General features: G+C 73.5%; 9 protein-coding genes and 1 pseudogene. 7 read left to right on the top strand and 3 right to left on the bottom strand.

The window, feature by feature from the left end; genetic code table 11:
* Positions 1 to 1,432, bottom strand: a 1,432-nt coding sequence (locus tag G5C65_RS19845; RefSeq protein ID WP_165300226.1) for a protein kinase domain-containing protein, incomplete at its 3' end; no start/stop codon positions are given.
* A gap of 513 nt (positions 1,433 to 1,945) precedes the next feature.
* On the opposite strand from G5C65_RS19845, the gene G5C65_RS19850 reads away from it, so the two are divergent.
* Positions 1,946 to 3,706, top strand: coding sequence for a protein kinase domain-containing protein (locus G5C65_RS19850; protein WP_165300227.1), 1,761 nt, complete (start codon positions 1,946 to 1,948; stop codon positions 3,704 to 3,706).
* Positions 3,707 to 3,795: 89 nt separating this feature from the next.
* Here G5C65_RS19850 and paaN read toward each other — a convergent pair whose 3' ends face one another.
* A complete protein-coding gene (gene paaN / locus G5C65_RS19855; protein WP_165300228.1) occupies positions 3,796 to 5,499 on the bottom strand; it encodes a phenylacetic acid degradation protein PaaN in 1,704 nt (567 codons plus the stop codon).
* A 174-nt stretch (positions 5,500 to 5,673) separates the two neighbouring features.
* Between paaN and G5C65_RS19860 the strand changes: the two genes are divergently transcribed.
* Positions 5,674 to 6,297 (top strand): TetR/AcrR family transcriptional regulator, encoded by a 624-nt coding sequence (locus G5C65_RS19860; RefSeq protein WP_165300229.1) that lies wholly within the window; start codon positions 5,674 to 5,676, stop codon positions 6,295 to 6,297.
* Positions 6,298 to 6,360: 63 nt separating this feature from the next.
* On the opposite strand, the gene G5C65_RS19865 is transcribed toward G5C65_RS19860, so the two are convergent.
* Positions 6,361 to 6,870, bottom strand: a complete 510-nt coding sequence (locus G5C65_RS19865; RefSeq protein WP_165300234.1) for an Lrp/AsnC family transcriptional regulator — start codon at positions 6,868 to 6,870, stop codon at positions 6,361 to 6,363.
* Positions 6,871 to 7,022: 152 nt separating this feature from the next.
* Between G5C65_RS19865 and pdhA the strand changes: the two genes are divergently transcribed.
* From pdhA to G5C65_RS19890, 5 genes and pseudogenes are all read left to right on the top strand, one after another.
* Positions 7,023 to 8,210, top strand: coding sequence for a pyruvate dehydrogenase (acetyl-transferring) E1 component subunit alpha (gene pdhA, locus G5C65_RS19870; protein ID WP_165300230.1), 1,188 nt, complete (start codon positions 7,023 to 7,025; stop codon positions 8,208 to 8,210).
* A complete protein-coding gene (locus G5C65_RS19875; RefSeq protein ID WP_165300231.1) occupies positions 8,210 to 9,277 on the top strand; it encodes an alpha-ketoacid dehydrogenase subunit beta in 1,068 nt (355 codons plus the stop codon). The genes pdhA and G5C65_RS19875 overlap by 1 nt, the downstream gene beginning before the upstream one ends.
* Positions 9,277 to 10,704, top strand: a complete 1,428-nt coding sequence (locus G5C65_RS19880; RefSeq protein WP_165300232.1) for a dihydrolipoamide acetyltransferase family protein — start codon at positions 9,277 to 9,279, stop codon at positions 10,702 to 10,704. The genes G5C65_RS19875 and G5C65_RS19880 overlap by 1 nt, the downstream gene beginning before the upstream one ends.
* A gap of 3 nt (positions 10,705 to 10,707) precedes the next feature.
* Positions 10,708 to 11,625 (top strand): DUF6457 domain-containing protein, encoded by a 918-nt coding sequence (locus G5C65_RS19885; protein ID WP_165300233.1) that lies wholly within the window; start codon positions 10,708 to 10,710, stop codon positions 11,623 to 11,625.
* Positions 11,622 to 12,045, top strand: a pseudogene (locus G5C65_RS19890) (hypothetical protein); the annotation flags it as partial. The gene G5C65_RS19885 and the pseudogene G5C65_RS19890, both read left to right, overlap by 4 nt.

The following is a 12,045-nucleotide window of genomic DNA, read 5'->3' on the forward strand; positions in this document are numbered from 1 at the left end:
GGGTCGGATAGTTCCGGGTGGGCTGGTGGGTCGGGGTGTAGCCGCCGTCGCCGCCGGTGCCGCCCGTGGTGACGCCCGGCTGGTCCTGCTCGGTCTCCGTCGGGGTGCTCGACGGGGTCTTGGACGGCTTCTTCTCCTTCTCGGTCTCCTTGGTCGACTCGGTCGGCTTGACGTCCTTGTTGCCGCCGCCGTCGCCGCCGCCGCTGGTCGCGAAGAAGATGCCGCCCGCGATGGCGATCACGGCGAGAAAGGCGATCAGGGCGTACTTGATGCCCTTGTTGTTGCCGCCGCCCGCGCCGCGCCGGCCCCCCGGCCGGGTGCCGCCGTCGAAGCCGCCGTCGTCGTCCCGCGGCCCGCTCAGCATCGGGGCGCCCAGCACCGAGGTCTCTCCGGTCTGCGGGTGCTGCTGCGCGCCCGCACCCGGCACGCCCATGGCGGGGGTGTCGGCGCCGCCGTGCGCGACGGGGCCGGTGTTCCACACGCCGCCGGTGTGGCCGCCCTGCTCGTGCAGCATCTGCAACGCGTACTGCGTCAGCCCGCGCATCTCCTCGGCCGTCTGGAACCTGTCGTCCGGCTCCTTGGCCAGCGAGCGCATCACGAGGCCGTCCAGCTCGGGCGGGACCACCTCGGACACCTCGGAGGGCAGCGCCGGGTCGTCCTGGACGTGCTGGTAGACCACCGAGAGCGGGGTCTCGCCGGTGAACGGGGGGCGGAGCGTGAGCAGCTCGTAGAGCAGGCAGCCGGTGGCGTAGAGGTCGGAGCGGGTGTCGACGGTCTTGCCGAGCGCCTGTTCGGGGGAGAGGTACTGCGGCGTGCCCATGACCATGCCGGTCTGGGTCATGGTGTTGGACGCGCCGTGCAGCGCGCGGGCGATGCCGAAGTCCATCACCTTGACGGCGCCCTGGTCGGTGATGATGACGTTGGCGGGCTTGATGTCCCGGTGCACGATGCCGTGCTGGTGGCTGTAGGCCAGCGCTTCCAGCACCCCGGAGACGATGATCAACGCCTGGTCGGCCGGGGGCGCTTCGGCGGTCAGCAGCAGATCGCGGATCGTGCGGCCTTCCACCAGCTCCATGACGATGTACGGAGTGACGCTGCCGCCGATCACCTCTTCGCCGGAGTCGTACACGGCGACCACGGCGTGGTGGTTGAGGCCGGCCACGGACTGGGCCTCGCGGGTGAAGCGCGCCTTGGAGACCGGGTCCTCGGCCAGATCGGAGCGGAGCAGCTTGACCGCGACCGTACGCCCGAGCCGCAGGTCCTCGGCGCCGAAGACCTCCGCCATACCGCCGCGTCCGAGACGGTGGGTCAGCCGGTACCTGCCGTCGCCGACAAGACCGTTATTACCCCACAACTCCGGCGAATCGGGCATGGAGCCGCCGCCCGTCGCGTCGGGGTCGGAGGGGCCCCCGGCGGCTTGCGTCTGTGCCATCAGTCCTCGCCGTTGAATCGGATCCGCGGCCCCTGGGCACTGGGCGCGGTGCGTACTCCCCCAAGGAGGCTACAGGCACGCGGAGGGGTACATGGATGGGGACGGAAGGCGCCATCCAACAAGCTGCGGCACCCGGCTGGCAAGTTCGCTGACAGCGACCGCCTGTATACACCCATGGCGGACCTGGTGCGCGCGGCGCCGGCCGCGCGCCGGTGAACGAACCGTACGCGGTTGTGAATGATCACGGTTCCCGGACGGCTACCCTCCGGTCACCCCGGTTACGGACCGCGCACCCTCCGCGTCCTGCGACAGTGCCGTGCGCATCCGGTCACGGAACGGGCAACGAGCTTGACGTGTCGCGGCCCTCGGGCAAACCTGGGCCAGTATCAGGTCCAGTGGATCAGCTGCCCGGGACCAGGACGACTACTCAACGTACCCGGGCCAGTAACGTATCTGAACGGTCAGCAACGCACCTGCACGGGGCAGCAGCGCCGCCGAGGGGGAAGCAGTCAGATGAGCGACGACGGCGCAATGGCGGCCGGCAACTACGTGGGCCGCATGGTCGGCGGGGGGCGGTTCCAGCTCCGTTCGCTGCTGGGTGCGGGCGGGATGGCGTCGGTGTATCTCGCCTACGACTCGGTGCTCGACCGGCAGGTCGCCGTGAAGACGCTCCACACCGAGCTGGGCCGGGAGCAGTCCTTCCGGGAGCGCTTCCGCCGCGAGGCCCAGTCGGTCGCGAAGCTGACGCACACCAATATCGTCTCCGTCTTCGACTCGGGCGAGGACGACATCGACGGCGCGATGGTGCCCTATATCGTCATGGAGTACGTCGAGGGCAAGCCGCTGCGCTCGGTGCTCGACGAGGACATCGCGCAGTTCGGCGCCATGCCGGCGGACAAGGCACTGAAGATCACCGGTGATGTGCTGGCGGCCCTTGAGGTCAGCCACGAAATGGGGCTGGTGCACCGGGACATCAAGCCCGGGAACGTGATGGTGACCCGGCGCGGTGTGGTCAAGGTCATGGACTTCGGCATCGCACGGGCGATGCAGTCCGGTGTGACGTCCATGACGCAGACCGGCATGGTGGTCGGCACGCCGCAGTATCTGTCGCCCGAGCAGGCGCTGGGGCGCGGCGTGGACGCGCGCTCGGACCTCTACTCGGTCGGCATCATGCTCTTCGAGCTGCTGACCGGGCGGCTGCCGTTCGACGCGGACTCGCCGCTGGCCATCGCCTATGCACATGTCCAGGAAGAGCCCGTCGCCCCCTCGTCGATCAACCAGGTGGTGCCGCCTGCGGTGGACGCGCTGGTGGCGCGGACGCTGAAGAAGAACCCGAACGAACGCTTCCCGTCCGCCGAGGCGATGAGCGACGAGTGCGCCCGCATCGGCGGCTCCGGTGTCGCCTCCGGGGCGGCTCCGCATATCGTCGGCGGCTTCCCGTCCTCGCACAGCGGAGCGGGCGTGGGCAACGCGGTCTTCCCGCCGGTCGGCGAGGCGGGCCCGCCGCAGGGCACGGTGCAGCAGCCCTACCAGGCGCCGGGGCAGCCACAGCCCTACGGCAGCGGCGGCTTCGGGCCCTCGACACCGCCGCCCACCCCGCCGATGGGCCAGCAGCCGCCCTATGGCGCCCCCACCCCGGCGTACAACGCGCAGGGCGGGGCCTCCACCCCGCCGCCGTACAGCCTCGCGCACCCGGCCTCGGGCGGCGGGCAGGCCGGCGGGCCGGGCGGCGGCAAGAAGAACGGCCCGATGATCGCCGCGCTGGTGGCCGGTGCCGCGGTCGTCGTCGGTCTGGTCTTCCTGGTGGTCGCGCTCACCGGCGACGACGACGGGGGCGGGGGCGGCGACGAGCCGCAGGCGAAGCCGAAGACCTCCGAGTCCGCCGCGCCGGCCGGCAGCGGCGGCACGGGCGACTCGGGAGGCAGCGGCAGCGGCAGCACCGACGGCGGCGCGGGCGCCTCCCAGGACGCGAACAGCAAGTTCAAGGGCCCGGACACATCCCGCACCATCGACAAGACCAAGTGCACCGACGCTCGCGACTCCTACAAGGACAAGAGCAAGCTCAGCATGCCGGAATTCACCTATAAGGACCTCACCTCCGTCAAGGCGTGTCTGCGTGCGGCGGGTTGGGAAGTGGGCGAGGTGACCACGGAGGACGAGAACGTCTGGGGCAAGAACACCGTCCTGGAGCAGAACCCCGAGTACCTCGACGCCTTCGATCCGAAGAAGGACAAGGTCGACCTGACGGTCTCCTCGGGCAAGCCGCCGGAGTGATCACCGCACGCCACGGATCACGCCGCGGGTCACGGCACGGGTGGTGAGGGTCCCGTGGGCGGCGCGCGCCGCCCACGGGACCCTCGCGCTCAGGGGGCCATGCGCCGCACCTCCACGGTGCGGAACCGGCTCGCCACAAACGCGCCGTCGACCAGCGCGGAGTTCGCCGCGGGGTTGCCGCCGGAGCCGTGGAAGTCGGAGAACGCCGCCGTCTGGTTGACATAGACGCCGCCGGTGAGGTTCAGCGAGAGCTGCGCGGGCTCGTCGAAGCACGCCTCCTCGACCGCGCGCTCCACCTCGGGGGAGGTGGTGTACGCCGCGACGGTCATGGCGCCCTTCTCCCGGATGACGCGGCGCAGCAGCGCCACACCGTCCTCGGCGGAGCCGACGGCCACCGCGAAGGAGACCGGCCCGAAGCACTCCGCGAGATACGCGGACTCCGACCCGGGCCGCGCCGCATCCAGCTTGACGATCACGGGCGTGCGCACCGTGGCGCCGGGGAACTCCGGGTCCGCCACCTCGCGGGTGGCGAGGGCGACCTCGCCCAGCTCGGGCGCCGACTCGATCCGCTCGCGCACCCGCTCGCTGACGATCGCGCCGAGCAGAGCCGCAGCCCGCGCGTCGTCCCCCAGCAGCTTGCCGACGGCCTCGCCGAGGTCCCTGACCACCTCCTCATAGCTCCTGTGCCCCGCGTCGGTGGCGATGCCGTCCGCCGGGATCAGGAGGTTCTGCGGGGTGGTGCACATCTGGCCGCTGTAGAGCGAGAGGGAGAAGGCGAGGTTGGCGAGCATGCCCTGGTAGTCGTCCGTGGAGTGGATCAGGACCGAGTTCACCCCCGACTTCTCCGTGAAGACCCGGGCCTGCAGGGCGTGCGACTCCAGCCACTGGCCGAAGGCGGAGGAGCCGGTGAAGTCGATGACGCGCACCTCGGGGCGCACGGCCAGGTCCTTTGCGATGCCGTCGCCCTCGGCCTCCGCCGCGAGCGCCACCAGATTCGGGTCGAAGCCCGCCTCCTGGAGCACCTCGCGGGCGACCCGGACCGTCAGCGCCAGCGGCAGCACGGCCCGCGGATGCGGCTTGACCAGCACCGGGTTGCCCGTGGCGAGGGAGGCGAAGAAGCCCGGATAGCCGTTCCAGGTCGGGAAGGTGTTGCACCCGATGAGCAGCGCGACCCCCAGCCCGACCGGGGTGAACTCCTTGCGCATCCGCAGCGGATCGCGCTTGCCCTGCGGCTTGACCCAGTCGGCGGCGGCCGGGACGCGGGTCTGCTCCGCGAAGGCGTACGCCACCGCCTCCAGGCCGCGGTCCTGGGCGTGCGGCCCGCCGGCCTGGAAGGCCATCATGAACGCCTGGCCGCTGGTGTGCATCACGGCCAGGCCGAACTCATGGGTGCGGGCGCTGATCCGGGAGAGGATCTCCAGACAGACCGCGGCCCGCAGCTCGGGCCCCGCCGCGCGCCAGGCGGGCGCCCCGGCGCGCAGCGCGGGCAGCAGCTCCGCGACGGCCGCCGCGTCCGCGCGCGGATACTCGATGCCCATCTCCAGCCCGAAGGGCGAGACCTCGGTGGCCGTCCAGCCGCCGGAGCCCGGCTGGCCCGGCAGCTCGAACCGGCGGCCCCGCAGCGCGTCGAACGCCTGCCGGCCGCGCTCGGGAGCCTCCTCGCCGTACGCCTTGGGATGCTCGGGGTGCGGGGACCAGAACTCCCTGGAGCGGATCGCCTCCAGCGCACGGTCCAGGGTCGGGCGGTGCTTCTCGGTCAGCTGGGCTGCGGTGAGTCCGGTGCCGGGGGTCACGAGGACCAACTCCTCCTTGAGCTGGGCAGATACCCATGGTTGGCCGCCGGGGTTGGCGGCCGGGCCGTACCAGGTAGATACTGCAACCGAACGATCGGTCGGTGCAAGGGGGGTCACGAGCCTGTGGATAACTCGGAGGTAGGCCGCCACCGGGGCCCCGCTAGCATCAGGCGCATGCCCACGGTCAAGCGCGACACGTACACGCCCGACTCCCTGCTCTCCGTCGCCGTGCGGGTCTTCAACGAGCGGGGGTACGACGGCACCTCGATGGAGCACCTCTCCCGGGCCGCGGGTATCTCCAAGTCCTCCATCTACCACCATGTGCGCGGCAAGGAAGAGCTGCTGCGCCGCGGGATAAGCCGCGCCCTCGACGGCCTGTTCGGCATCCTCGACGAGCCCGCGGCGCGCGAGGGCCGCGCCGTCGACCGGCTGGAGCACGTCACGCGCCGCACCGTCGAGGTGCTGATGGCGGAGCTGCCGTACGTCACGCTGCTGCTGCGGGTGCGGGGGAACACGGACACCGAGGTGTGGGCGATGGGCCGGCGCCGCGACTTCGACCAGCGGGTGGCGGAGCTGGTCAAGCAGGCCGCCGCCGAGGGCGATCTGCGCGCCGACGTCGACGCCCGGCTCGCGACCCGGCTGCTCTTCGGGATGATCAACTCCATCGCGGAGTGGTACCGCCCGGAGCGGGCCGGCGCCGGAGCGGGCCCCGGCGCCGGAGCGGGCGTGCTCGACGCCAGCGCCGAGGTCGCCGATGCCGTGCTCCGCACCGCCTTCGCCGGCCTCCGCACGGGTTAGCGCCCTGCTGACGGATCTCCGCGGCGTCGCGGCGCCCGGCGCCCCGGAGGGGCGCGCGGGGCGTCATGGCTCCGGGTCGAGGTCCGTCTCCTCGAACACCAGCAGGGTCCGCGTGCTCAGCACCTCCGGTATCGACTGGATACGGGTGAGCACCAGGTCCCGCAGCGCCCTGTTGTCCACGGTGTGCACCAGCAGCAGTACGTCGAAGTCGCCGCTGACCAGCGCCATGTGCGCCGCCCCCGGCAGCTCCGTCAGCTGCGCGCGCACCCGGCGCCAGGAGTCCTGCACGATCTTGAGCGTGATGTAGGCGGAGGCCCCGTGGCCCGCCCGCTCCTGGTCGATACGGGCGCTGAAGCCGCGAATCACCCCGTCGTCGACGAGCCGGTTGATCCGCGCGTAGGCGTTGGCCCGCGAGATGTGCACCCGCTCGGCGACGGACCGTATGGAGGCGCGTCCGTCCGCGCGCAGCAGCCGCAGGATGGCCCGGTCGACCGCGTCCAGGGGGCGGAGGGGTGGCCGGGAGGATCCGTTGGCCATCTGTTCATCCGACACCGCCTGCGGCCTCCCCTCCATGGACGTCGTGCGGTCATCGAACGGTCCAGCCAGCCATTTGTCCACAGGCTGAGGCCACCCGTAGCCAAAATGTGCCAGCGACCGAACAATCGGTAGGTGAGGGGCCGCCCGGCCCATCCCTGCCGCAGCCCCCCACGGAGGAGGTGCTCGTCATGACGGTCCTGGAGCAGCACGGTGCCTACGCCCCCACGCCTCCCCCGTCCTGGCGCCCGCGCACAGCCCCCGCGCCGCTGCTCCCGGACGCCGAGCCGCACCGCGTCCTCGGGGTCGAGCGCGCGGACGGCGGCCCCGCCCCCGACGGCGGGCTGCTGCTGCGGCTGTACGAGTCCATGGTGCGCGGGAGGCGGTACAACGAACAGGCCACCGCCCTGACCAAGCAGGGCCGCCTCGCGGTCTACCCCTCCTCCACCGGGCAGGAGGCGTGCCAGGTCGCCGCCGCACTGGCCCTGAGGGAGGACGACTGGCTCTTCCCCAGCTACCGCGACACCCTCGCCGCCGTCGCCCGCGGCCTCGACCCGGTGCAGGTGCTCTCCCTGCTGCGGGGCGACTGGCACCACGGCTACGACACGCGCGCCACCCGCGTCGCGCCCCTGTGCACCCCGCTCGCCACCCAGCTTCCGCACGCCGTCGGCCTCGCCCGCGCGGCCCAGCTGCGCGGTGACGAGGTGGCCGCGCTGGCGCTCGTGGGCGACGGCGGCACCAGCGAGGGGGACTTCCACGAGGCGCTGAACTTCGCCGCCGTCTGGCATGCTCCCGTCGTCGTCCTCGTGCAGAACAACGGCTTCGCGATCTCCGTCCCGCTGGCCAAGCAGACCGCCGCGCCCTCCCTCGCGCACAAGGCCGTCGGCTACGGCATGCCCGGCCGGCTGGTGGACGGCAATGACGCGGCCGCCGTCCACGGGGTGCTGACGGACGCGCTCGACCGCGCCCGCCGGGGCGACGGCCCCACCCTCGTCGAGGCCGTCACCTACCGCCTGGAGGCCCATACGAACGCCGACGACGCCACCCGCTACCGCACCGAAGCGGAGATCGCCGCCTGGCGTGCACATGACCCCATCGCCCTTCTGGAGGACGAGCTGCGGCAGCGCGAGCTGCTGGACGACGCGGAGGCGGAGCGGGTCGCCAGCGCCGCCGAGCGGCAGGCTGCCGAGCTGCGCGAGCGGATGAACCAGGACCCGGAACCGGACCCGATGGAGCTGTTCGGCCATGTGTTCGGCGAGCGGACCCCGCAGCTGCGGGCGCAGGCCGAGCAGCTGCGCGCCGAGCTGACCGCGGAGAGCGCCCACGCCGCACCCGGTGACGCGCACCGGGGCGCGCACGGAGGCAGGGAGGCCCGTTGATGAGCACCGCCGTACAGCCGCCGCACGCGGCGGGCGCCGCCGACCCGGCCCGCAAGCCCGTCACCCTGAGCCAGGCGCTCAACCACGCCCTGCGGGACGCCCTGGCGGCAGACCCGGCGGTGCATGTCCTCGGCGAGGACGTGGGCCCCCTGGGCGGTGTCTTCCGGGTCACCGACGGGCTGGCCGAGGAGTTCGGCGAGGAGCGCTGCGCCGACACCCCGCTCGCCGAGGCGGGCATCCTCGGCTCGGCCGTCGGTATGGCCATGTACGGGCTGCGTCCGGTCGTGGAGATGCAGTTCGACGCCTTCGCGTACCCGGCCTTCGAGCAGCTGGTCTCGCACGTCTCCCGGATGCGCAACAGGACGCGCGGCGGGCTGCCGATGCCGATCACCGTACGGGTGCCGTACGGCGGCGGCATCGGCGGAGTCGAGCACCACAGCGACTCCTCCGAGGCGTACTACATGGCCACGCCCGGCATCCACGTGGTCACCCCCGCGACCGTGCCCGACGCCTACGGGCTGCTGCGCGCGGCCATCGCCTCCGACGACCCGGTGGTCTTCCTGGAGCCCAAGCGGCTCTACTGGTCGAAGGCCGGCTGGGACCCCGCGGCGCCCGAGCCCGTGCCCGGCATCGGCCGGGCGGCCGTGCGCCGCCCCGGCCGCTCGGCGACGCTCGTCACCTACGGCCCCTCCCTGCCCGTCTGCCTGGAGGCCGCCGAGGCGGCGCGCGAGGAGGGCTGGGACCTCGAAGTGGTCGACCTGCGCTCGCTCGTCCCCTTCGACGAGGAGACCGTCGCCGCGTCCGTACGGCGCACCGGACGGGCCGTCGTCGTCCACGAGTCCCCCGGGTTCGCCGGGCCGGGCGGCGAGCTGGCGGCCCGGATCAGCGAGCGCTGCTTCCACTACCTGGAGGCGCCGGTGCTGCGCGTCGCCGGCTTCGACATCCCGTATCCGCCGCCCATGCTGGAGCGCCACCACCTGCCGGACGTGGACCGCGTCCTGGACGCGGTGGCGCGGCTCCAGTGGGAGAGCGAGTGGACGCCCGGCACGACGGAGGGCGAGCGCTGATGGGCGAGGTCCGCGAGTTCGCCCTTCCCGACCTCGGGGAGGGCCTGACGGAGGCCACCGTCGTCCGCTGGCTGGTGGCGGTCGGCGACACCGTCCGGGTGGACGAGCCGGTGGTCGAGGTGGAGACGGCCAAGGCGCTGGTGGACGTCCCCTGCCCGTACGGCGGCGTGGTCACCGCCCACCGTGCGGAGGAGGGGGCGGAGATTCCGGTGGGCGCCCCGCTGGTCACCGTGGCGACGACGGATGCGGCGGCGGGAGGCGCAGAGCCCGACCTGGAGCAGGTGGGCGGCTCGGGCAACGTCCTGGTGGGCTACGGCACCCACGAGCCGCCCCGGCGGCGCCGCCGCCGCACCGCACCGGGTGCGGGCACCCCGAGCGGCACCTCGAACGGCACGTCCAACGGCACCTCGAACGGCACTGGCGGCCCGGGGCAGGCTGCCGACGCGGCCGGGGCATCCGCGTCCGACGCCGGGCGGACACGCGCCCTCGCCGTCATCTCGCCCCTGGTGCGGCGTCTCGCCCGCGAACACGGGATCGATCTGCGGGAGTTGACCGGCAGCGGGCCCGACGGGCTGATCCTCCGCGCCGACGTCGAACGCGCCGCCGGTACGCCGGACCGGCCCGCCCCCGCAGCCGCAGCCGTGACCGAGCCGCCGGCCGGGCCAGCGGCCGGGACCGGACCTGCGACCGGGACCGGGACCGGGACCGAGGCCGGGACCGAGGCCGAGGCCGAGCGGATCCCGCTCACCGGGATCCGCGGCACCGCGGCCGAGCGCCTGGCCCGCAGCCGCCGCGAGATCCCGGACGCGAGCTGCTGGGTGGAGGCCGACGCCACCGAACTCCTCGACGCGCGCCGCCGGATGAACGCCCACGCGGAGCGGAACGGCCTGCCGTCCGTGTCCCTGCTCGCGCTGCTCGCACGCGTCTGCACGGCGGCCCTCGCCCGCTACCCCGCGCTGAACTCGACGGTCGACACCCGGGCCCGCGAAATCGTCGTCCTGCCGCACGTCCATCTGGGCTTCGCCGCACAGACCGAGCGGGGCCTGGTCGTGCCCGTCGTCCGGGGCGCGGAAGCGCTCAGCACGGAGGCGCTCGGCGCGGAGATGGCACGGCTCACCGAGGCGGCCCGCGCGGGCGCGCTCACCCCGGCGGAGCTGACCGGCGGCACCTTCACCCTGAACAACTACGGGGTGTTCGGTGTCGACGGCTCCACGCCGATCATCAACCACCCCGAGGCGGCGATGCTCGGCGTCGGCCGTATCGCACGCAAACCGTGGGTGGTCGGGGACGAGCTGGCGGCGCGTCATGTCGTACAGCTCTCGCTCACCTTCGACCACCGGGTCTGCGACGGCGGAACAGCGGGCGGTTTCCTGCGCCATGTCGCGGACTGCGTGGAACACCCCGCGGTGCTGCTCCGTACGCTCTGAGGCGTGACCCACGCACCACGCACCCCCTACGACGCGCTCGTGCTCGCGGGCGACGGCTCGCGCCGCCTCGGCGGCGCCGACAAGCCCGCGGTCACGGTCGGCGCGCGCACCCTGCTCGACCGTGCCCTGGCGGCCTGCGCGGACGCCGCCACGACGACCGTCGTCGGCCCGCGCCGCGCCACGTACCGCCCGGTGACCTGGGCCCGCGAGGAGCCGCCGGGCGGCGGTCCGCTGGCCGCGCTGGACGCGGGCCTGCGGCACGCCCGGCACGGCACGGTGCTGCTGCTCTCCGCCGACGTGCCCTTCCTCGGCCCTGAGACGGTGCGCGAGCTGCTGGACGTGCGCACGGGGGACGAGGGGACGGTCCTGTACGACGGCCGTGAGCAGCCCCTGCTGGCCGCCTACCGCACCGAACCGCTGCGCCGCGAACTCGCGCTCCTGAGGACCGAGTACGGCGCTCTGAGCGGGCTTCCCGTGCGCCTGCTGCTGACCGGTCTCACGCTGCGCCGCAGCGAAGTCTCCCCCAGTGGCGCCCCGCTCGACTGCGACACCTGGGACGACATTGCCACAGCACGGGCCCGCATCAGGGAGCATGGCAGGGTGCTGGATGAATGGATGACCGCGGTCAAGGCCGAACTCGGCATCGAACTCGACGTGGACACCGCCCCCCTCCTCGACCTCGCCCGGGACGCCGCGCACGGCGTCACCCGCCCCGCGGCCCCGCTGACCGCCTTCCTGGTGGGCTACGCGGCGGCTCAGGCGGGCGGCGCGCCGCAGGACGTCGCCGAGGCGACCCGCAGAGCGGCCGCGCTGGCCCGGCGCTGGGCCGCGGAGAACACGGAGAACACGGAGAACGGCGAGGACCCCCAGGGCGGCGGCCCGAGCGGCTCAGGCGGCCGGGACGGGACAGCGGAACGATGAGCGGAGCCGACGAACTCGACGAGGCCATCGCCCTCGCCAACAGCGGCCGGACCCCTCCGGCCGCCCCGCCCGTGCCCCGGCTGAAGCGCATCCGGCGGATCCAGTGGTCCGAGACGGACGAGGCGGACGACGGGGACCCCTCGGGCCCCCCGAACCCCTCGCATGCCTCGCATGCCTCACACCCCTCGCACCCCTCGGATGCCTCGGATGCCTCGGCCGCCGCGGGCTCCGGCACGGCGGCGGAGACGGCCGGGGCGGCGGCGATGCGGGCCGACGACGGGACGGGGGAGCCGGGCGGCCCCGCGGGGTCCTCGCCCGCCGGTCCCGCCGGCGAGGGCGCACCGGACGGCGGGCACCAGGCCGGCGGCCACCGGGCAGGCGGGCACGGCGCGGGCGGGCACGGCGCGGACAGGCAAGGGG

The sequence above is a fragment of the Streptomyces boncukensis genome, assembly GCF_011045075.1.
GTDB classification, from domain to species: Bacteria; Actinomycetota; Actinomycetes; order Streptomycetales; family Streptomycetaceae; genus Streptomyces; species Streptomyces boncukensis.